Raw genomic sequence first — 21,122 nt, forward strand, 5'->3', positions numbered from 1 at the left:
ACCCAGCTCCAGCGGCTGCGCGATAGCTTCCTAAAGGGGTGATAGAGCCATGCAGATCCGCGCCGAAGAGATCAGCCAGATCATCAAGACCAAGATCCAGAACTTCCAGGCCGACGTCGACGTGGCCGAGACCGGCGTCGTCCTGACCGTGGGTGACGGCATCGCCCGCATCCACGGCCTCGAGAAGTGCATGGCCGGCGAGCTCGTGGAGTTCCCCGGCGGCATCATGGGCATGGCCCTGAACCTTGAGGAGGACAACGTCGGCGCCGCCATCTTCGGCGAGGACATCCACATCAAAGAGGGCGACATCGTCAAGCGCACCGGCCGCATCGTGTCGGTGCCCGTCGGAGAGGGGCTTCTCGGGCGTGTCGTGGACCCCCTGGGTAACCCCATCGACGGTTTGGGCGAGATCGAGACCTCGGAGACCCGGGTCATCGACGTGAAGGCCCCCGGCATCGTGCTCCGCCAGCCCGTGAAGGAGCCGCTGCAGACGGGCCTCAAGGCCATCGACTCCATGGTGCCGATCGGCCGGGGTCAGCGGGAGCTCATCATCGGCGACCGCCAGACCGGAAAGACCGCGGTGGCGATCGACACCATCATCAACCAGCGCGACACCGACGTGATCTGCATCTACGTCGCCGTGGGCCAGAAGCGCTCCACCGTGGCCCAGGTGGTGGCCCGGCTCAAGGAACACAACGCCATGGACTACACCATCGTGGTGTCGGCCACGGCGTCGGAGCCCGCGCCGCTCCAGTACATCGCCCCCTTCGCCGGGTGCGCCATGGGCGAGTACTTCCGCGACAACGGAAAGCACGCGGTCATCATCTACGACGACCTCTCCAAGCAGGCCGTGGCCTACCGACAGCTTTCGCTCCTTCTGCGCCGGCCGCCGGGCCGCGAGGCCTACCCCGGCGACGTGTTCTACCTGCACTCCCGGCTTCTCGAGCGGGCGGCCAAGCTCTCGGACGAGAAGGGCGGCGGGAGCCTCACCGCGCTTCCCATCATCGAGACCCAGGCCGGCGACGTGTCGGCCTACATCCCCACCAACGTGATCTCGATCACCGACGGCCAGATCTACCTGGAGAGCGACCTGTTCTACTCGGGCGTGCGGCCGGCCATCAACGTGGGCCTCTCGGTGTCGCGCGTGGGCGGATCGGCCCAGATCAAGGCCATGAAGAGCGTCGCCGGGTCCCTGCGGCTCGACCTCGCCCAGTACCGGGAGCTCGAGGCCTTCGCCCAGTTCGGCTCCGACCTCGACAAGGCCACCCAGCGCCAGCTCGCCCGGGGCGCCCGGCTCGTGGAGATCTTGAAGCAGGGCCAGTACGCGCCCCTTCCGGTCGAGAAGCAGGTGCTCATCATCTACGCGGCCACCAACGGCTGGGTCGACAAGTACGAGGTGGGCCAGCTCCACCGCTACGAGGAGCAGCTCTACTCCTTCTTCGACACCAAACGGCCCGACGTGCTCGAGGAGCTCCGCACCAAGAAGGCCTTGGACGACGAGCTCAAGAAGAAGATCGACGAGGCCCTGGCCGAGTTCGACAAGGTTTTCGTGGCCGAGTGATCCCGGGGAGCATGCGCCGATGGCCAACCTGAAGGACATCCGGAACCGGATCGCCAGCGTCCGGAGCACCCAGCAGATCACCAAGGCCATGAAGATGGTCTCGGCCGCCAAGTTCCGGCGGGCCGAGGAGGCCATCCTTCAAAACCGGCCCTACTCCGACAAGATGTTGGAGGTGCTCTCGAGCCTGGCCCTGCGCACCGAGGAGGAGGCCCACCCGCTCCTGGAGCGGCGGGACCCCCGCCGGGTGTGCCTCGTCGTGTTCACCAGCGACCGGGGCCTGTGCGGTTCGTTCAACGCCAGCATCCTCCGGTCCACCGAGCGGTTCCTCCGGGAGAAGGGCCCCGAGTACGAGGCCGTGCCCCTGTATCTGGTGGGCAAGAAGGCGGTGGACTACTTCCGCCGCAGGAACGCCGAGATCATCGGCCACAAGACCGAACTTTTCGGCAAAGCCGGCTACGCCGACGCCCAGGGGATCGCCCGGGAGGTGATCGAGCGGTACATCAACCGGGAGATCGACCTCGTCTACATGGTGTACAACGAGTTCCGCTCCGCCCTCTCCCAGCGGGTGGTGTTCGACCGCCTGCTCCCGGTGGAGCCCATGCCGGTCGACCCCGAGACCTCGACCACCGAGTACATCTACGAACCCAGCGAGGAGTACATGCTCAACTGGGTGCTCCCGCGCTACGTGGAGGTCCGGCTGTTCCGGGCGCTCCTCGAGAGCACCGCGAGCGAGCACGGCGCCCGGATGACGGCCATGGACTCCGCCACCAACAACGCCACCGAGATGATCGCCCGGCTGACGCTCCAGTACAACCGGGCGCGGCAGGAAGCGATCACCACCGAGCTGATGGACATCGTCAACGGCGTCGAGGCCATGCGTTAGGCCGGCGGCTCACCGAAGGAGGCCTGTAGCCCATGAGCAACGAATACGGAAAAATCAGCCAGGTCATCGGGCCCGTCGTGGACGTGGCCTTCGAGGGGGAACTGCCCGAGATCTACACCGCCCTCAAGATCACGAACCCCTCCATCGACGACCGGGAGTGGAACCTCGTGGTCGAGGTGGCCCAGCACCTCGGCGAGCACACCGTCCGGTGCATCGCCATGGACTCCACCGAGGGCCTGGTGCGCGGGCAGCCCGTCTTGAACACGGGCGAGATGATCTCCGTGCCGGTGGGCCGGGAGGCCCTGGGGCGGATCCTGAACGTCGTGGGCGAGCCCGTGGACGAGGCGGGGCCGGTCGAGGCCAAGATGCGCAGCCCCATCCACAAGCCCGCCCCCCCGTTCACCGAGATGAGCACCGAGATGCAGGTGCTCGAGACCGGGATCAAGGTGGTGGACCTGCTCGCCCCCTACCTGCGGGGCGGAAAGATCGGCCTGTTCGGTGGAGCCGGCGTGGGCAAGACCGTGCTCATCATGGAGCTCATCAACAACGTCGCCAAGCAGCACGGCGGGTTCTCCGTGTTCGGCGGCGTGGGCGAGCGCACCCGTGAGGGCAACGACCTCTGGCTCGAGATGAAGGAGTCGGGCGTCATCGACAAGGCCGCCCTCATCTACGGCCAGATGAACGAGCCCCCGGGGGCCCGCGCCCGGGTGGCCCTGACGGCGCTCACCGTGGCCGAGTACTTCCGGGACGTCGAGGGGCAGGACGTGCTGCTCTTCATCGACAACATCTTCCGGTTCACCCAGGCCGGGTCCGAGGTGTCGGCGCTCCTGGGCCGGATCCCCTCGGCCGTGGGCTACCAACCGACGCTCGCCACCGAGATGGGCGAGCTCCAGGAGAGGATCACCACCACCTCCAAGGGGTCCATCACCTCGGTGCAGGCGATCTACGTGCCGGCCGACGACCTCACCGACCCGGCCCCGGCCACCACGTTCGCCCACCTCGACGCGACCACGGTGCTTTCGCGCCAGATCGCGGAGCTCGGCATCTACCCGGCCGTGGACCCCCTCGACTCCACGAGCCGCATCCTGGACCCCCGGGTCGTGGGCGAGGAGCACTACGCCGTGGCCCGGCAGGTCCAGCAGATCCTCCAGCGGTACAAGGACCTCCAGGACATCATCGCGATCCTCGGCATGGACGAGCTCTCTGAGGAGGACAAGCTCATCGTGGCCCGGGCCCGGAAGATCCAGCGGTTCCTCTCGCAGCCCTTCCACGTGGCCGAGGCCTTCACCGGTACCCCCGGCAAGTACGTGAAGCTGGCCGACACGATCCGGGGCTTCAAGGAGATCGTCGACGGCAAGCACGACGACCTCCCGGAGCAGGCCTTCTACATGGTGGGCACCATCGAGGAGGCCGTGGAGAAGGGCAAGCGGATCCTCGAATCGGAAGCCGCCTAACCCCGGGAGGACCCCATGGCAACCGAGCGGTTCCGGCTGGAAGTCGTCACGCCCGAGCGCCTGTTGGTCAGCGAGGACGTGGACGAGGTCACGGCCCCGGGCGTGGAGGGCGAGTTCGGGGTGCTCCCCGGCCACACCCCGTTTCTGACGGCCCTGGGCGTCGGGGAACTCATGTACCGGATCGGCGGAGAGGAACACTTCCTCGCCCTGCGGCGGGGATTCGCCGAGGTCAAGCACGACAAGGTCACGGTGCTGGCCGAGGAGGCCGAGTTCCCCACCGAGATCGATCTCAAGCAGGCCGAGGCGGAAAAGGCCGAGGCTGAGGCCCAGCTCCAGCAGATCAGCCGGGAATCCCGGGAGTATGCCGAGGTGGAGGCCAAGCTGGAGCGCGCCATGAACCGGATCCAGGTGGCCAGCCGCCACCTGCGCTGAACCCGACCCGACCCACCGAAAAGGGGCGCCCCCGACGGGGCGCCCCTTTTTTCCCTTTCCTACCCCCACAGGGAGGTCTTGGTGTGGAACTTCGGGACGAACTTCTCACGCTGCTCCAGCGGGGCGACGTGGACACCTTCAACCAGGTCGCCCAGCGCCGCCAGCAGATTGTCGACCTTTCGGGCGCCGACCTCACCGCCGCCCGCCTGGAGGGCGTCGATCTCCGGGGCGTCCGCCTCGACCGCGCCAAGCTGGCCCGCGCCCGCCTCGCCGCGGCCGATCTCGAGGGGGCCTCCCTGCGGTTCGCCAACCTGGAGGGGGCCGATCTCGAGGGGGCGAACCTCTCCCGGGCCAACCTCTACAACGCCTACCTGGCCGATGCACGCCTCGAGGGGGCGCTCCTCCTCGACGCCGACATCACCGCGGCCGTGTTCCCCGCGGACCTCCGCGCCGACGAGATCGCCCTGGCCGTCGATCGCGGCACCCGGGTCCGCCACGACCCCCTGGTGGCGCTGCTCCGCCACCTGCGCGCCTGATCAGCCGCCCCCCTTCGCCCCATCCCCACGCCGATCCACCACCAGGTCCCCCCGGATCTTCGGCCGGCCCCCGTCCACCTCGAGCCGGAACCGGATCCCCTTAACCCCCTCCCGTCCCAGGTGCTCCGCCGCCGCCCTGCGGATCCGCTCCCGGAGGTCCTCCCGCGACACGGGGGCGCCGCCCCCGCTCACCCGACCCAACTCGGCGTGCAACCGCCCCACATACCGGTCGAGCGCCCCCGGATCGGCCAGCAAAGCCCGGTCCACCAGGATCTCTGCGCCCCCGGAGTCCGCCCCATCCGGGGCCCGGGGCCGGGCCTTGGCTTCCTTCCGCTCCAGGAGGGTCCGCACCCGGGACTCCAGGGCCCGAAACCGGTGGGCCAGGGTCTTTGCCCGAAACCGTTCGGCCGTCGAAAGCAGCGGCGACCCCACCACCTTGAGAAGCGCCCGCTCCACCTCCCGCCGCTCCCGCTCGGGCTCGGCCCGGCGGGTGCCGGCCAGAAACAGGTCGTACTCCCGCTCCAGCGCCTCCAGGCGCCGCTCCAGCTCCCCTAGGCCCGCACCCCCGGTTCGCACCCCGCGGCTCCCCTACCCGGCCGCCTAGCAGGTGCACGCCGGGGGTTCGTGGTCCTCCGTGAACGGGGAGATCGAACGGAGCCGCTCGATGATCTTGGGCAGCTCGGCCACCACGAAATCCACCTCGTCCTCGGTGTTGAACCGGCTCAGGCTGAACCGGACCGACCCGTGGGCGTAGGTGAACGGAACCCCCATGGCCCGCAGCACGTGGGAGGGCTCGAGGCTCCCCGAGGTGCAGGCCGAACCGGAGCTCGCGCACACCCCGATCTGGTCCAGAAGGAGCAGGATCGCCTCCCCCTCCACGAACTTGAACGACAGGTTCACGGTGTTGGGGAGCCGCTCGGTGGGGTGGCCGTTGAGCCGGGTGTCCGGGATCGCGGCCAGGAGCCCCGCCTCCAGCCGGTCCCGCAGGGCCCGCACCCGGGTGTTCTCCTCGTCCATGTGCTCCCGGGCCAGCTCGCAGGCCTTCCCCAGCCCGATGATGCCGGGCACGTTCTCGGTGCCGCCCCGCCGGCCCCGCTCCTGGTGCCCCCCGATCAGGAACGGCCGGTAGGGGGTGCCCTTGCGCACGTAAAGGGCCCCCACCCCCTTGGGGGCGTGGAGCTTGTGGCCGGAGAGCACCAGGAAGTCCACCGGCAGCTTCCCGAGATCGATGGGAATCTTCCCCACGGCCTGGACCGCGTCGGTGTGGAACAAAATCCCCCGGCTTTTCACGATCTCGGCGGCCCGTTCGATCGGGAAGACGGTGCCGGTCTCGTTGTTCGCCCACATGATCGACACGATGGCCGTGTCGTCCCGCAGGCTTTCCTCCAACTCGGCGAGATCGATCATGCCCTGCTCGTCCACCCCCAGCAGCGTCACGTGGTAGCCCTTCTTGACGAGGTGGTTCACCAGGTTCAACACCGCCGGGTGCTCGACCCGGGTCGTGACCACGTGGCGTTTCTCCGGCAGGGCTTCCAGGGCCGAGCGGATCGCGGTGTTGTCGCCCTCGGTGCCGCAGCTCGTGAACACGATCTCGGAGGGGTCGGCGCCGAGCAGCGCGGCCACCCGCTCCCGGGCCTCCGCGATCTTCTTGCCCACCTGGCCCCCGAAGGTGTGCATGCTCGAGGGGTTCCCGTAGAGTTCGCAGAAATAGGGGGCCATTTCCTCGAACACCGCCGGGTCTACCCGGGTCGTCGCGTTGTTGTCGAAATAGATCGTCCGCATCGCCTAGGCCTCCACCACCCGGATCTCGGGGTCCACCATCTCCCGAAGCCGCGCCTCGATGCCGTCGTGCAGGGTCACCTGGCTCGACGGACAGTTCACGCACATCCCCCGGAACCGCACGTACACCGTGGTCCCGTCCACATCCACCAGTTCCACATCGCCCCCGTCGGCCTGGAGCCCGGGCCGAACCTCCTCGTCGATCACCTTCTGGATGAGCTGGATGCGCTGGAGGTTGGTGAGCCGCTTGGGCCGTTGCTCGGCCTCCTTGGCCCGCTGGATCTCGCCCCGGACCTCGCGGAGGATCCGCTCGATGTCCGGCAGGCACCGCTCGCACCCCCCGCCGGCCTTGGTGTAATGGGTCACATCCTCGACGGTCTTGAGGTCGTTCTCCAGGATCGCCCGGCGGATCTGCTTGTCGGTCACCCCGAAGCACTCGCACACCACCTCGCCCTCGAGCTCGGCCTTGGGCGTCTCGATGCCCCGGTAGTTGTTGATCGCGGCCTCCAGAGCCTCTCGCCCCATGACCGAGCAGTGCATCTTCTCCTTGGGTAGGCCGCCCAGGTAGTCGGCGATGTCCTTGTTCGTGATCGTGAGCGCCTCGTCCAGGGTCTTGCCCTTGACCATCTCGGTCAGGGCCGAGGCCGACGCGATGGCGCTGCCGCACCCGAACGTCTGGAACTTGGCGTCCACGATGCGGTCGTTTTCGATCTTGAGGTAGAGCCGCAGCGCGTCGCCGCAGGCCAGACTCCCCACCTCCCCAACGGCGTCGGGGTCCTCCATCTTCCCCACGTTTCGGGGGTTCAGAAAATGGTCCTTGACCTTGTCCGTGTAGTCCCACATGGCCCTTCTCGTCTCCTCGTCCGCCCCGCCCCGAGGGGCAGCGGCATTTTCCAACCGAAACGCTCCATAAATACCACGTCCGCGCCCCGTGTCAACGCTTCCCCGACGCCAGCACCCCCTCCACGGCCGCCTCCAGCTGTTCCCACACCACCCGGCCCTCGGCCGCGTGCACCACCCGCCCTTCGGCGTCGAGAAGCACCACGCTCGGGGTGGCCCGCACGCCGAGGGCCCGGGCGATGCCCCGCCCCCCCCAGTCCACCACGCAGGGAGGCCCCTCCCTGCCCTCGAGGAAGCGGCGAATCCGGGGCTCCAAGGCGGGGTTGTCCACGTTCACCGCCCAAACCCGAAGGCCCCGGTCCCGGTACCGCCGGGCCAAGGCCGCCGCCGGGCCGAACTCCGCCCGGCACGGCCGGCAGTATAGGCTCCAAAAAAAGAGGAGCTGGGGGTTGCCCCGGCCCACCCGCACCTCCTGCCCCCCGAGGGCGTTGCTCCGCAGCTCCGGCACCCGGCTCCCCACGGCCACCAGCTCCCCCCCCGCCGGCGCGAACGCCGTCACCCCGCCCCGGGGCGCGAGCGTCACGTCCCCGGCTTCCTCCTTGCCCAAGAACCGCCGCACCACCCTCTCGAACCGGGACTCATCCCCGGGCCGGTACCCCTCCTGGTACAACCGGATCCAACCGGACCGGTCGATGATCACCGTGACCGGGAGCACCTCCACGTTGTACGCCTTCACCACCTCCTGCCGGACATCCAGGAGCACCGGGTAGGGCGGATGGAGCCCGGCCCGGTCCAGGGTCTTCTGGATCCGGGCCGCCGAGAACACGTCGGTGTTCACGCTGATGACCTGGAGCCCGTCCCTCCCGTACCGGCGCTGGAGCTCCTCGATGTGGGGCATCTCCTCCAGGCACGACTTGCAAAACACGCTCCAGAACTCCAGGAGCACCACGTGGCTGCCCACGTAGTCGGCAAGCCGCACCTCCCCACCCCCCAAGGTCTTCCCGGCGAAGGCCGGCGCCAGGGCGTTCACCTCCACCGCCACGCTCTCGCCGTCGGTCTTCTCCCGGGGCCCCACCGGGGCCTCCGGTCCGGTGCACCCCTGGAGGGCCACTGCAAACACGAGCGCTGACACCCAGGATAACAGGCGGGGAAATCTCATGGCGGGGCCAGGATACGGCGGGGCCGTTTCCCGGTCAAAGGGAGACGGCGTTCGGAGGAACTTCGGTCCACGGTCGCCGGTCTTGCGGTCTCCGGTCCCTCGGTCCAGACCGCGGCGGCCCACCGTGTGGCCGAGGCGGAAGTCATTGTTTTTGCAAACAGGCCGCGGCCCGCGGCCTACGGAGCTTCCACGTAACTTCGGCTAGGCGGCTGGGCTGCTCGGCAGCGAGGCGGCTAAGAACATTCGGGATTCCGGCGTCATCGCGTCGGCCGACCTGTGGGAGCGGCTGCCGTACCAAGGATCAGAATTCAGAGGTCGGAGGCCAGAGCACCCCTGTCCTCTGTCGTCTGTCTTCTGGCCCCTGGCACGGTCTCCGGTCCCTCGGTCCAGGCGGTGGCGATCCACCCTGGGCCCGAAAGCGAGAAGGTCGTCAGGGGGCGAAGCGCCTCACCGACGTCTGTCTTCTGAAATCCGGCTCCTGATTTCCCAGGCCCACAGGAACCCGGGCAGATCGAACCGCTCGAAGGCGCTCGGCCCGTTGGTCCGGCTTAGCCGCGCCTCGATCACCTCCTCGGGGATGCCCCGCTCGCGACACAGGCGCCGGAACACGTCCTGGCCCGCCACGAGGGGGTCTTCGTCGCCCGTCCAGGCCAGGGCCTCCTCCCGCACGCGCTCGATGGCCCGCCGGGTCAGGCGCATCCATGCCCGGGCGGCCGCCCCCCGGCGGATCTCCCGGTGTCCGGTGACGAGGAGTTCCACCGGGAGGCGCTCCAGCCGCCCCAGGCTCCCCAGGTACGCGTCCCCGTCCCGAAAATAGGGGTACGGGCTGGGGTAGAACGCCTCCTCCCAGGTCTCGCCCTTGGGCTGGACCAGATCCCCCGAGAACAGGGTGTGGGGCGGCACGAAAAACGAAAGATCGTCCCCCCGGTCGGAGTGGCCCGGGGTGGGGATGGCCAGGACGCCCGGGCCCACCCCGGGGAGCCTCCGCTCCCCGGCCACCCGGACGTCGGCCGAGAGCGGGCTCGTCTCGTGGGCCACCACCCGCACCCCCGACCGATCCCGCAAGAGGAGCGGAAGGTTCGCCACGTGGTCGGGGTGGGCGTGGGTGATCAGGGCCCACCGGAGGGGCTTCCCGGTCTCGGCCTCCACCCGGCGGAAGTCGCGCTCGATCGCCTCCCAGGGTTCGTCGCCGGGATCCACGAGCGCCAGGTGGTCGGGCCCCTCCACCACCGCGGCCCGTCCCGAGGTGACCCAAAGCCCGTCCTCCAGACGAACGAGGCCCGGGTCCACCGAGGGACCCGGGCCCGTGAGTCGCGTCGAGCTGCCCTGATTCGTCACGGTTCCCGGCTAGGTTCGAAGGTCACCGAGGGCCCGCTCGATGGTGCGAAGATGCACCTCCTCCTCGGCCACCAGGCGCCGGTAGAACTCGGCCTCGGCGTCGCACGAGGCCTGGGCCAGGCGGTTCCGGTAGAAGTCGAGCCCCTTGCGCTCCATCTCGGCGGCCTTCTCCAGGGCTTCCACCGCGTCGGCGTCCGGCGCAACCTGCCGGTCCAGATCCCGGGCCGCCCTCGCAAACGCGTCCTCCACCCCGGACGAGCGCGCCACCATGGCTGCGGTGTCGGGCCACCCCGGCTTCGACTTGAGTTCCTCGTAAATCTCCCGTACTCTGCGGATATGGTCGAGTTCGTCCTCGGCCAGGGCCTGGAACACGGCCTTGGCCAACGGGTTCCCGACGCGCTCGGCGGCCTGCAGGTAGAAATCGCGGCCGTCCGACTCGAACTTCACCGCGTCGGCCAGGGCAAGCACGGCGGATTCGGGGGTGCTCATGGGCCTCTCCTTCGGGTCGGAAGATCGAGAAAATTCGCACATGGATTCTAGTCGTCGGGGGAACGGGGTGTCAATCGAGAGACCGCCGGTATTGTGCGTGTACGGGAGCCCTCGGGCCGGCGGGAACACCGATCTCCTGCTGGATCGGTTCGCCCAGGCGGTGACGGCCAGCGGGTGGCCGGTGGAACGGGTGATTTTGCGGGAACTCTCGATCCACCCCTGCCGCGAAATCTACGCCTGCCGCACCGGCGGCTGCGCCCTCCAGGACGACATGACGCCCCTCTACGACCGGATCCGCGACGCCGGGGCGATCGCCCTGGCTTCCCCGATCATGTTCTACGGGGTGAGCGCGCTTGCGAAGGCCTTCATCGACCGGTGCCAGGCCCTCTGGAGCCTGCGGTACCTCCAGAAGCGGCCCGTGAACCGGGTGGCCGGCGGGCCCAAGCCGGCCGTGTTCCTCTCGGTGGGGGCGACCCGCGGCAAGCGCCTCTTCGAGGGGGCGCTCCTCACCTTCCGCTACGTCTGCGACGCCATCGAGGCCGAACCCTGGGCCCACCTCACGGTGCCCGGGGTCGACGGGAAGGCCGAGATCCTCGACCATCCCGAAGCCCTTGCCGAGGCCGGGGCCCTGGGGGCCCGCCTCGCCGCCCTCTTGGGGGAACGCCATGGGTAGCACCGCCCTCCAGGAACGCCTCGAAGCCGCCCAGGAGAAACTTCGGGCCTACCTGCGCGAGGAGCGCCTCCGGCCCACCCGCCAGCGGGAGGCCATCCTCGAGGCGTTCCTGGCCGAGGACGCCCACGTGAGCGTGGACGAACTCTACGACCGCCTGCGGCGCCAGAACGCCTCGATCAGCCACTCCACCGTGTACCGGGCGCTCGCGCTCTTCGCCAAGGCGGGCATCGCCAAGGAGCGGCGGTTCCACGAGGGACGGGTGCGCTACGAGCCCGCCATCGGGGTCGACCACCACGACCACCTCGTGTGCCTCCAGTGCGGCCACATCGAGGAGTTCGAGCACCCCACCATCGAGCGGCTCCAGCGCCAGGTGGCCGAGGAGCGCGGGTTCACCGTGCGCTACCACCGCCTCGAGCTCTACGGCCTGTGCCCCCGCTGCGCGGGCTCCGCCGGGGCCACAAAAAAAATTTCTCCGGAGGGTTGACACCCGCCTCCGGGATCCGTATAAAGGCACCCGTAACGACGACAGCAACCGGCGCCGCCGGTGACATAGAGCCCCCCCGGAAGAGCAGGGAGTTAGCAGCGAGCAATCGCTCTACCCCTGTTCTTCTATTTTTGGGGTCCGGCAATCCCCGGACCCCGCGCCGCGAGGCCGGCGACTTCTTATCGAGAGTGGCGGAGGGACCAGGCCCTGGGAAGCCACAGCAACCAACCCCGCTCGGGGTCCGGTGCTCCATCCTGGACAGATAAGAGTGTTTCGGACTCGCGGCCCGGTGCGCCCCTCCCCTCCGGCCGCGTTCCGCCCCTACGGTGAGGAGAGGAGGAACCCGGTTGACCAAGCCGTCCCCTTCGGCCGGGGTGGGCCTCGTGTCGCCCCAGAAGGCCGTCCTGTGCTCCCCCCCCGACGAGCTCTACCTGCAGAGTGGCCGGATCCTCGGTCCCATCGAGGTGGTCTACGAGACCTACGGGACTCTCTCACCCCGCAAGGACAACGTGGTTCTGGTGTGCCACGCCCTGTCCGGGGACGCCCACGCCGCCGGCTACCACACCCCCCACGATCCCAAACCCGGGTGGTGGGACCCCATGATCGGCCCGGGGAGGCCCATCGACACCGACCGGTACTTCGTGGTCTGCTCCAACGTGCTGGGGAGCTGCCGGGGCACCACCGGCCCCGCCAGCATCAATCCCCGCACCGGAAGGCCGTTCGGCATGGCGTTCCCGGTGGTCACGGTGCGGGACATGGTGCGGGTCCAGGCCCTCCTCCTGGATCACCTGGGCATCCCGGAGGTGCTCTGCGTGATCGGCGGCTCCATGGGCGGCATGCAGGCCCTGGAGTGGGCCGTGCGCTATCCCGACCGGGTCCGGTCCATCGTGCCGATCTCCACCACCGGCGCCTCCTCCCCCCTGAGCATCGGGTTCAACAAGATCGGACGCCGGGCCATCATGAGCGATCCCAACTGGCGGGGCGGCAACTACTACGGCCACGAACCCCCCCGCGACGGGCTTGCCGTGGCCCGGATGATCGGCCACATCACGTTTCTGAGCGACGCGTCCATGCGCCACAAGTTCGGGCGGCGCATCTCGGGCCGCGAGGGCATCTACGCGTTCTCGGCCCAGTACGACGTGGAGCGCTACCTCCACTACAACGGGTACAAGTTCGCCGAGCGGTTCGACGCCAACAGCTACCTGTACCTCACCAAGGCCCTCGATCTGTTCGACCTTGGCGACGGGTTCCCCAACGGCATGGAGGACGCCCTGGCCCAGGTGCGTTGCCCCGTTCGGTTCATCACGTTCACCGGCGACTGGCTCTACCCCCCGCTCGACACCGACATCATGGAGGAGATCCTCCGGCGCAACGGCAAGCGGGTCGAGCACATCCGGGTCGAGAGCGACTACGGCCACGACGCGTTCCTGGTGGAGTACGACCTCTACACCCACCACGTCGCCGAGTTCCTGGCCCGCGTGCAGGACGAGGTTCGCGGCGCGTTTTGAGCCCCCGGCCCGCGGTGTTATACTGACCGCCTTCGGGCGCTTTTCGCCCCCTTTCCCCAAAAGGAGGACCACCATGCGCCGCTGGCTCGCCTGCCTCGCCCTCGTGTCGGGCCTCGTCGTCGGCCCCGCCGTCGCCCAGGATTTCGACCTCGAAGCGGCCAAGGCCCTGTTCGAAAAGAAATGTTCGGCCTGCCACTCCCCGGACCGCGCGCTGAAGAAGAACAAAGACCGGGCGGGCTGGGAGAAGACCGTCTCCCGGATGGCCCGGTACTCCTCGGGCATGATCTCCCCGGAGGACGCCGGCATCATCGTCGAGTACCTCACCCGGGTCCGGGGCCCGGCCGAGTAGATCCCCCTTGCGGCCCGCCACCGCCTGGATCCGAACCCTAGCCGGCGCGGCCGCTGCGCTTTGGCTCGCCTCGCTCAGCCTCGGCCTGGAGACGGGCCCCGGGGAACTGAGCGTGCCCGAGGTGGTGGTGCGGGCCCGCGACCCCCTTCGGCTCGAGGCGTCGCGCCGCGGCGTTCTGCCCCTGGAGCCGGGCACGATCCTGGTTCCGGTCAACCTCCCGCCCGTCCCCGCCCCGGAGCTTCCCACCCCGGTGGCTCCCCCTTCCCCCGAGGTCCGGTCGCCCGGCTGCGCCTACCGGGGGGCCCTGACCTCCGCGATCGCCCGGGCCGCCAAGGGGGCCGAGGGCATCCACAAGACCGCCCTCGACCGCCTGAGCCGGGGAAACCGCGCCGAGGCCGAACGGTTCTTCCTGGAACTCCGGCATCGGTTTCCCGATACCCCCGAGGGGGACGACGCGGCCTTTTGGCTGGGGGAGATCCGCCGATCCCAGGGAAAGCTCGAGGACGCCGTAGGATTTTACGCCCTGGTTCGGGGTGAGCGGCTTTGGCAGGCCCGGGTCCGGCAGGCCTGGTGCCTCGATCGGCTCGGCCGGGCCGACGAGGCCCTGTCCCTCTGGCAGGAGATCGCCGAGGCCGATGCCCCGACGCTTCGGGCCGTAGCGTGGTACCGCATCGGGCAGGCGCGGCTCGAGGCATCGCGGTTTGCCGAGGCGGCCGACGCGTTCGCCCGCGCCCTCGAGCCCGAAAGCGCCGGGGTGGCGCCCCACGCCTCCCTCGGCCTGGGCCTGGCCCGGTTCCGGGCGGGGGATTCCCAGGGGGCGGAAGACGCGCTCTACGCGTTTCTTCTGCGCTACCCGGATCACCCCGGCCGGGACACCGCCCGCCTCCTCCTGGCCTGGATCCTTCTCGACCGCGGCAAGGCCCCGGAAGCCGCCGAACAGCTTCGGGCCGTGGCCCAAGCGGCAGAGGACCCGGACCTCAGGGCCGCGGCCCGGTACGGGCTGGTGAGGGCCTCGATCCTGCGGGGGGACCTGGAGGCGGCGGCCAGGACCCTGGCCGGGGTGCCCGAAGGGGAGTGGAATCACCGCGCCCGGGTGGCCCTGGGCCGGGCGCTCCTCGAGGCGGCCCGACCCGAGGAGGCCCTCGCGGTCCTCCGCCCCGTGGCCGATCGGGACGTGCCCGTGGCCCGGTACCTGGCCGGGGAAGCCCTGTACGCCCTCGGCCGGTTCGGGGACGCCGCGGCGGAGTTCCGGCGGGTTCCCGACGGGTCGGACCTCGCGGCGCCCTCCCGGCACCGGGAGGGATTGTGTCTCCTACTGGCCGGCCAACCGGCCGAAGCGGCCCGGGTGCTCCGGGCGGCGCTCCAGAGCCACCCCACCTACGATCGCCGGGATTGGCTGCGGGCCTGGCTGGGGGAGGCCCTCTACCGCCTCGGCGACCTCGAGGGCGCGGCCGAGGCGTTCGCGGCCGTGCCCGAGGGTAGCGCCGCCGAGCCCCTGGCCCGGTACGGCGAGGCCTGGATCGCCTTCGACCAGCGGCGGTGGGACGAGGCCGCGCGCCGGTTCGCGGCGTTCCTGGCCCGGTTCCCCGAGGACCCGAACCGGGACGAAGCCCTCCTGGCCCGGGCCCGGGCCCTGTACAACCGCCGCGACCTGCCGGCGGCCCTCTCGGCCCTGGACCGGCTCGAGGCCACCGCGGCCGATCCCTACTACCGGTCGGCGGCCCGGTTCTTCCGGGGCTGGATGCTCGCCCGTGCGGGCGAGGACCGACGGGCCGAGGAGATCCTGTCGGCGCTCGTGGCCGACGACCCCGGGGGGCCGTTCGCGGTGGAGGCCCGGCGGACCCTGGCATGGGTGTGGTACCAGGCCGGCCGGTTCGCCAAGGCCCTGGAGGCGTTCCGCCAGCTCCAGTCCGAGCCCGACCCCGTGGGCGCCGAGGCCCGGCTCAAGGTGGCCGACTGCCTCTACAACCTGGAGCGGTTCGAGGAGGCCCGGGCGGCCTACCGGGCCCTGCCGGACGGGCCCGAGGCCCGGTTCGGGGAGGCCCTGTGCCTGGTGCGGCTCGGCCGCGCCGAGGAGCTCTCGTCGGCGGTGGAGGGGTTCCTCCGGGACTACCCGGCCGATCCCCGGGGCGTGGACCTGGCCCTGGCCCTGGCCCGCCTGTGGGAAGCGGAGGGGCGGCCCGCCGAGGCGGCCCGGGCCTACGACCGGGCGGCCCAGGCGGCCGGCGAGACGGCCCGGGCCGCCGAGGCCCGGCTCGAGGCGGCCCGCCAGCGACTCGCCGGGGGAGACCGGGACGGTGCGGCCCGGATCCTCGAGGACCTGGCCTTGCGGGACGACCTCGTCGGGCTCGCGGCCCTCCGGGACCTGGCGCGGCTTGCCGAGGCGGAGGGCCGGGACGCCCGGGCCGCGGATCGCTGGGAACGGGTCGCCCAACGCTCCGAGGGGCCGGAGCGGGTCGAGGCCCTCCGGGCCGCCGCCCGGGCCCGGGCGGCGCTCCTGGAGTGGGACCGGGCGCTCGCGGCCCTGGGCGCCGCCGCCGAGGCCTGCCCCGCCGACCGGCCCGACCTGCGCCAGGCCGTGGAGGCCGACCGGGGAAGGGTGCTCCTCCTCGCCGGGCGGCCCCGTGAGGCGGCCGCCGTGCTCCAGGCCGCCGCCGATCTCGGGAAGAGCCCCGACGGCCTGCGGGCCCTCGTCTGGGCCGGGCGGGCCCTCGAGGCGGCCGGACGGCCGGACGAGGCCCTGGAAACCTTTCTGCGAATCGGGTACCTGTACCCGGACGACGACCCCCTGGTCCGGGAAGCCCTGGGCCGGGCCGCCGACCTCCTGGAGGCCCGGGGCGAGACCGAGCGGGCCCAGAGCGTACGGGCGCGCCTGGAGGCCCGTTCCGAGGGCGGCGAACCCTAGACCGAGGATCCCCGGGCCGGCCCCCGCCGACCGGTCGGGAAACTTCCCGCGGATTCCCTGCTCTTCCTCCGGAGGAGATCGATGTACGAATACCTGTTGAAAGGCGGCATCCTCATGATCCCGATCGCGGCGTGCTCGGTGATCGGGCTCGCCGTGTTCCTGGAGCGGGCCTGGATGCTCCGGACCGGCCGGAACATCCCCCGGGATCTCCTGCGGCGGGCCGAGGACCTCTACCGCCGGGGACAGGTGGAAGAGGCCCTGGCGGTCTGCCGCCGGAGTCGCAGCCCCCTGGCCCGCATCCTGGCGGCGGCGCTGAAGAACGCGGGCCTGGAGCGCGAGGTCGTGAAGGAGGCGGTCCAGGAGGTCGGCCGGCGGGAGGCCGCCCACCTCGAGCGCTACGTCGGCGTGCTCGGCACCGTGGCCAACGTGGCCCCCCTTTTGGGGCTCCTGGGCACGGTGAGCGGCATGATCAAGGCCTTCACCGTGATCAGCGTCGAGGGGGTGGGGAACCCGGCGAGCCTCGCCGGGGGCATCAGCGAGGCCCTTATCACCACCGCGGCGGGCCTCACCGTGGCCATCCCGGCCTTCGTGGCCTACCGGTATTTCCTGGGGAAGGTGGACCGGATCGTGCTCGAGCTCGAGCAGCACGCGATCCATTTCGTGGATCTCGTCAAGCGGCCCGACCGCCGACCGGTCTCGGCCGCCAAGGCGGCCGGGGGCTAGGCCATGGAGTTCCGCAAAAAGCGAAGGGAACTCGTGGGGCTCGAGATCACCCCCCTGGTGGACGTGGTCTTCCTGCTCCTCATCTTTTTTATGCTTTCCACCACCTTTGTCGTGTCCCCCGGCATCCGGATCGACCTGCCCCGGGCCCGCTCCGAGCCGGTCCGCCAGGAGGTGAAGGACCTCCGGGTCAAGATCGACGCCGAGGGAACCCTGTACCTGGGCAACCGGCGGGCGAGCCCCGAGGACCTGGACGCCCGGTTTGCCGAGGTGGCCCGGGCCAACCCCGACACCCTGGTGATCATCGAGGCCGACGAGGCCACCCGCCACCTGCACGTGGTGGACGTCATGGACCGGGCCAAGAGCGCGGGGCTCCACCGCCTGGCCATCGCGACCCGGCCGAAGCGGTGAGGCGGTGACCCGGCAGAGCCCCCTTTCCTTCGCGCTGGCCGCGAGCCTGGCCGTTCACGGGGCCCTCCTGGTCCTCACCCCGGGTTTTCGGTGGCAGCTTCCGGTGCGGGACCGCGGTCCGGTGGAGGTGGAGCTCCTGCGCCCCGAGGCCGAGCCGCTCAGGCCGGAGCCGCCGGAGCCGCCGCCGGAACCCGAGGCGCCCCCCGAGCCCCTCGAGTCCGCGGAGGCCGAGAGGATCCTCGGGCAAGTGCTGTTCCCGGAGCTCGGCGCCGCGCCGCGGGTTGCCCCACCGCCCCCGATCCGGCCGCCGTCCCGGAGGGCCCCGGCCCCGGCCGAGCCGGACGAGGTGCCCTGGGTGGCTCCGCCGCCGCTTCCCCCGGCCCCGGAACCGATGCCCCACCTGCCGGCCGTGGTGCCGGCCGTGGCCGCCCCCGAGGGGGCAACCCGGACCCGGGTGGAAGAACTCCTGGCCCGGCTGGAGACCCGGGAGCAGCCGGAACCTCCGGCGCCCCTGGAGCCCTTGGACATCGAGTGGCAGGAGGGGGCCAGCCGCAGCCTCCTGGAGGCCCCGCCCGTGCCGGCGGTCCCCGTGGTCCAGCCCGTGACCGTGCGGGTCAAGTTCTGGGTCTCACCGCGGGGGGACGTGACCCAGACCCTGGTGGTCCAGAGGGGCGCGCCAGATCTCGACCGGATCGCCCAACAGTACGTGGCCCGACTCCGGTTCAACCCGCTTCCGGCCGGGCGCAACGTGGAGCAGTGGGGCATCGTGACCGTGCGGTTCGAGCTCGAGTGACCCCTGGGAGCGTGAGGCCATGTCGAGACGGGACAAAATGATCTGCGCCCTGTTCCTCGCCGGGGCGGTGGGCTTTTTCGCCACGGCGCTCCTGGACGCGGCCCCGGTGGTACGCCGGCTGGCCCGGGAGAAACGGGGGCTCGAGCAGGACATCCTGGCCATGAAGGCCCGGGAGAAGGATCTCGTGCGGGAGATCCGCGCGCTACGGTCCGGAGATCCCCGCGCCATCGAACGCCGGGCCCGCGAGGATCTGGGCATGGTGCGCGAGGGGGAGACCCTGTTCCTCCTGCCGGAAACGGAAAATGCCCGCCGCTGATCGCGTCCGGCCCCGCCGCCCGGGTTGGGTACACTGGGCGCTCGCGCTGCGCACCCTGGTCCCGGCCGCGTACGCGGCGGCGCTCCTGGCGGGCCTCTTCTCACCCGCCGCCGGTCTCCGGCCGGCGGCGCTCGTGTTCCTCGCGGGGTTCACCGCCCACTACGTCTGGCGCCTCCACCGGGCCACCGCCACGCCCGAACCCGGGGACCTGGACCGGGTGGAGGTGGGCGTGCTGACCGTGCTGGCCCTCCAAACCGTGCTCGAGGGCCTGGCGGTTCCGGCCCCCTGGCCGCTGGCCGTTTTCGGGGCGGCCGTGGTGGCCCTGGCGCCCTGGCTGCCCCCGGCCGGGCTTCTGGCCCTCCCGGCGGTGGCCGCAGGGCTACGGCCCCACGCGTTCGTGCCCACCCTCCTCGGCCTCGAGATCCTGGCCGCAGCGGCCGGTATCGTCGCCTGGGCCGAGCGCCGCCGCCGGGAAAAGCTTCGGGTCGCCTACGAGAAGCTCCAGCGCGACGCGGCCACCCTCGGGGCCCGGGCGCCGGTGGAGCTCGGCGGGCGGGGGGGTCTGGTGCGGATCGACGAGACCCTGTTCCGGTTCCTCTCGGCCCTCAAGGAACGGGTCCGCGCCCACACCGCCCTTCTGGTGCTTCGAAGCGGGGACGGCACCCTCTACATCCGGGAACTCGTGACCGACCACCACGGGGGCATCCGGGAGGACGCCCAGATCCGGCTGGACGCCACCGCGTTCCACTGGATCGTGCGAAACGAGAAACCCCTGGTGATCGGGGATCTCCGGGACCCCGCCGCCCGGCTCGGATACTACGCCTCCCGGGTTCCCGTGCGCTCGTTCGCCGGGGTCCCCCTCCGGGGGGACGGCGGGGTCCAGGGGGTCCTGGCCGTGGACGGCCTCGGCCCCCAGGCCTTCGGAGAGGCCCAGGTCACGGCCCTCGAGGTGGCGGCCCACCTGGTGGGGGAGTTCCTCGAGCAGATCCGCGCCTTCGAGACCGTGAAGCGGGAGGCCCGGGATTTCCAGCACCTCCACGAGTTTTCCCGGCGGGTCTCCGAGTTCGAGTCCCAAGGGGAGGTGCTCGACCTCCTCCTCACGACCCTCTCCATGCGCCTCGGCCCCCCGTTCGCCGCCGTGGCCATCGTGGGAACCGACCGCCGGCTTCGGTTCGAGGCCGTGTTGGAGCCCTGGGCCGACCTGCGCGGCAAGGAGTTCGGGCCGGACGAAGGGCTCGCCGGCTGGGTGCTCGCAAGCCGCAACTACCTCCACTACGCCGAGGGCCGCGGCAACACCCGCCGGCCCCTTTTCGGCCCGGGCATCCGGGTGCCCGAGTTCCCGAGCCTGCTCATGTACCCCATGCAGGCCCACGGGGAGCCGGTGGGGGTGCTGTGCCTGGGCCACCGCCAGCCCAAAGCGTTCGACCGCTCGGCCGTGGAGTTCGCCGACGTGCTGGCCCAGCTCGCCGGCCAGGCCCTCCTGCAGCTGCGGAGCCTGGAGCAGCTCCGGGAGCTCGCCACCCGCGACCCCCTCACCGGCCTGTGGAACCGCCGGGCGTTCCTCGACCGCCTCACGGCGGAGCTCTCCCGGGCCCGGCGGTACCCGAGCCCCTTGGCGCTTCTCCTGGCCGACGTGGACCATTTCAAGCGCGTGAACGACCGCCACGGCCACCCGGCCGGCGACCAGGTGCTCCGGGCCGTGGCCGGAACCCTCCGCTCCCTGGCGCGGGAGACCGACCACGTGGCCCGGTACGGCGGGGAGGAGTTCGCGATCCTGCTGCCCAACACCGACGAAACCGGGGCCCGGGCCCTGGCGGAGCGGATCCGCAAGGCCCTGGAGGCCGAGGAAATCCCCTGGGAGGGCCGCACCCTCCGGGTGACGGCGAGCCTCGGGCTCGGGGTGGCCCAGGAGGGCGACGACACCCCCGACGCCCTGATCTCCCGGGCCGACCAGGCTCTCTACGCCGCCAAGGAGACCGGCCGGAACCGGGTCGTGGCCTACTCGGACATCCGGGAGTACGCGTCGTGGGGAACCTGAGGGGCGGGGATAGTTACTAATGCCTTCAAAAGTATTGCCTGGGGGCGGCTGGGGGACGGGTTCCGGCCGGGCGCGAGTGCGGCGCCCGATCGCCGCGCCTTCCCATTCCGTTGTCGGCTCGGCAGGGCGCGGCGGCAGTGGCGGACGTTCCGGATCTTTCGAAGCGATCCGGGCGTGGTGATGGCGCGGCGAGGTAAGGAGCCTCGCCCGGCTCTCCACCAGCCCCCCACCCGCGGGTTTCCGTTGCAACGCCGGGGATCTGACAATACTTTCGTTGGTCTTATTCCTCCGGCGCCTAAATAGACACGGGTGGGGGCATGGGGCCTGCTGGAGCGCCGGGCGTGGCTCCTACAGTCGCTGCATCCGGCACTCAGCCAACGACTGGGACTCTTCCGGCCCAGCGGACTGACGAAAACGCCCAGAGTTCCTGAGTGGTTCCGTCCATCCGGCTGAG

Annotated in this window: 21 protein-coding genes and 1 riboswitch; of the genes, 15 read left to right on the forward strand and 6 right to left on the reverse strand. The window is 70.8% G+C overall.

Translation table 11 applies throughout. From position 1 onward, the window contains the following. The first annotated feature begins 49 nt into the window (after window positions 1-49). The 5 genes from atpA (at window position 50) to ACY0I8_RS09425 (ending at window position 4,866) form a co-directional block, all read left to right on the forward strand. On the forward strand, window positions 50-1,561 hold the full coding sequence (gene atpA / locus ACY0I8_RS09405; RefSeq protein WP_461394521.1) for a F0F1 ATP synthase subunit alpha: 1,512 nt from the start codon (window positions 50-52) through the stop codon (window positions 1,559-1,561). Between the two features lie 19 nt (window positions 1,562-1,580). Beyond that, window positions 1,581-2,444, forward strand: a complete 864-nt coding sequence (gene atpG / locus ACY0I8_RS09410; protein ID WP_461394522.1) for an ATP synthase F1 subunit gamma — start codon at window positions 1,581-1,583, stop codon at window positions 2,442-2,444. 32 nt (window positions 2,445-2,476) lie between these two features. Then, window positions 2,477-3,898 carry a F0F1 ATP synthase subunit beta gene (gene atpD / locus ACY0I8_RS09415; RefSeq protein WP_461394523.1) on the forward strand — a complete coding sequence of 474 codons (1,422 nt, stop codon included), beginning with the start codon at window positions 2,477-2,479 and terminating at the stop codon, window positions 3,896-3,898. A gap of 15 nt (window positions 3,899-3,913) precedes the next feature. Next, on the forward strand, window positions 3,914-4,330 hold the full coding sequence (locus tag ACY0I8_RS09420; RefSeq protein WP_461394524.1) for a F0F1 ATP synthase subunit epsilon: 417 nt from the start codon (window positions 3,914-3,916) through the stop codon (window positions 4,328-4,330). Between the two features lie 83 nt (window positions 4,331-4,413). Continuing rightward, complete coding sequence (locus ACY0I8_RS09425) at window positions 4,414-4,866, forward strand: pentapeptide repeat-containing protein (RefSeq protein ID WP_461394525.1); 453 nt, start codon at window positions 4,414-4,416, stop codon at window positions 4,864-4,866. Here the strand turns inward: ACY0I8_RS09425 and ACY0I8_RS09430 are convergent, their stop codons facing one another. From ACY0I8_RS09430 to ACY0I8_RS09455, 6 genes are all read right to left on the reverse strand, one after another. Continuing rightward, the gene (locus ACY0I8_RS09430) at window positions 4,867-5,442 is read right to left on the reverse strand and encodes a hypothetical protein (RefSeq protein WP_461394526.1); all 576 of its coding nucleotides are present in this window, start codon (window positions 5,440-5,442) and stop codon (window positions 4,867-4,869) included. Between the two features lie 24 nt (window positions 5,443-5,466). Continuing rightward, window positions 5,467-6,648 (reverse strand): cysteine desulfurase NifS, encoded by a 1,182-nt coding sequence (gene nifS, locus ACY0I8_RS09435; protein WP_461394527.1) that lies wholly within the window; start codon window positions 6,646-6,648, stop codon window positions 5,467-5,469. Window positions 6,649-6,651: 3 nt separating this feature from the next. After that, window positions 6,652-7,488 carry a Fe-S cluster assembly protein NifU gene (nifU, locus tag ACY0I8_RS09440; RefSeq protein WP_461394528.1) on the reverse strand — a complete coding sequence of 279 codons (837 nt, stop codon included), beginning with the start codon at window positions 7,486-7,488 and terminating at the stop codon, window positions 6,652-6,654. 91 nt (window positions 7,489-7,579) lie between these two features. Further along, window positions 7,580-8,644 carry a redoxin domain-containing protein gene (locus ACY0I8_RS09445; protein ID WP_461394529.1) on the reverse strand — a complete coding sequence of 355 codons (1,065 nt, stop codon included), beginning with the start codon at window positions 8,642-8,644 and terminating at the stop codon, window positions 7,580-7,582. A gap of 447 nt (window positions 8,645-9,091) precedes the next feature. Further along, a complete protein-coding gene (locus tag ACY0I8_RS09450; RefSeq protein ID WP_461394530.1) occupies window positions 9,092-9,982 on the reverse strand; it encodes an MBL fold metallo-hydrolase in 891 nt (296 codons plus the stop codon). Window positions 9,983-9,991: 9 nt separating this feature from the next. Continuing rightward, complete coding sequence (locus tag ACY0I8_RS09455) at window positions 9,992-10,471, reverse strand: ferritin family protein (RefSeq protein WP_461394531.1); 480 nt, start codon at window positions 10,469-10,471, stop codon at window positions 9,992-9,994. 67 nt (window positions 10,472-10,538) lie between these two features. On the opposite strand from ACY0I8_RS09455, the gene ACY0I8_RS09460 reads away from it, so the two are divergent. From ACY0I8_RS09460 to ACY0I8_RS09505, 10 genes are all read left to right on the forward strand, one after another. Then, window positions 10,539-11,144: a flavodoxin family protein gene (locus tag ACY0I8_RS09460; protein ID WP_461394532.1), complete on the forward strand. Its 606-nt coding sequence runs from the start codon at window positions 10,539-10,541 to the stop codon at window positions 11,142-11,144. Continuing rightward, a complete protein-coding gene (locus ACY0I8_RS09465; RefSeq protein ID WP_461394533.1) occupies window positions 11,137-11,628 on the forward strand; it encodes a Fur family transcriptional regulator in 492 nt (163 codons plus the stop codon). Before ACY0I8_RS09460 ends, ACY0I8_RS09465 begins: the two co-directional genes overlap by 8 nt. A 176-nt stretch (window positions 11,629-11,804) precedes the next feature. Further along, window positions 11,805-11,897, forward strand: a riboswitch (SAM riboswitch). Window positions 11,898-12,002: 105 nt separating this feature from the next. Next, window positions 12,003-13,136, forward strand: a complete 1,134-nt coding sequence (gene metX / locus ACY0I8_RS09470) for a homoserine O-acetyltransferase MetX (RefSeq protein ID WP_461394541.1) — start codon at window positions 12,003-12,005, stop codon at window positions 13,134-13,136. Between the two features lie 73 nt (window positions 13,137-13,209). Then, the gene (locus ACY0I8_RS09475) at window positions 13,210-13,485 is read left to right on the forward strand and encodes a hypothetical protein (protein WP_461394534.1); all 276 of its coding nucleotides are present in this window, start codon (window positions 13,210-13,212) and stop codon (window positions 13,483-13,485) included. 7 nt (window positions 13,486-13,492) lie between these two features. Beyond that, window positions 13,493-16,390: a tetratricopeptide repeat protein gene (locus ACY0I8_RS09480; RefSeq protein ID WP_461394535.1), complete on the forward strand. Its 2,898-nt coding sequence runs from the start codon at window positions 13,493-13,495 to the stop codon at window positions 16,388-16,390. A gap of 81 nt (window positions 16,391-16,471) precedes the next feature. Beyond that, entirely contained in the window at window positions 16,472-17,113 is a 642-nt protein-coding gene (locus ACY0I8_RS09485) for a MotA/TolQ/ExbB proton channel family protein (RefSeq protein WP_461394536.1), read from the forward strand. 3 nt (window positions 17,114-17,116) lie between these two features. Beyond that, window positions 17,117-17,521, forward strand: coding sequence for an ExbD/TolR family protein (locus ACY0I8_RS09490; RefSeq protein WP_461394537.1), 405 nt, complete (start codon window positions 17,117-17,119; stop codon window positions 17,519-17,521). 4 nt (window positions 17,522-17,525) lie between these two features. Then, entirely contained in the window at window positions 17,526-18,314 is a 789-nt protein-coding gene (locus ACY0I8_RS09495; protein WP_461394538.1) for a TonB family protein, read from the forward strand. 19 nt (window positions 18,315-18,333) lie between these two features. Beyond that, a complete protein-coding gene (locus tag ACY0I8_RS09500) occupies window positions 18,334-18,630 on the forward strand; it encodes an FtsB family cell division protein (protein WP_461394539.1) in 297 nt (98 codons plus the stop codon). Further along, complete coding sequence (locus ACY0I8_RS09505; protein ID WP_461394540.1) at window positions 18,617-20,668, forward strand: sensor domain-containing diguanylate cyclase; 2,052 nt, start codon at window positions 18,617-18,619, stop codon at window positions 20,666-20,668. Before ACY0I8_RS09500 ends, ACY0I8_RS09505 begins: the two co-directional genes overlap by 14 nt. The last annotated feature ends 454 nt before the right edge of the window (window positions 20,669-21,122 follow it).

It is taken from the genome of Deferrisoma sp. (assembly GCF_054681715.1).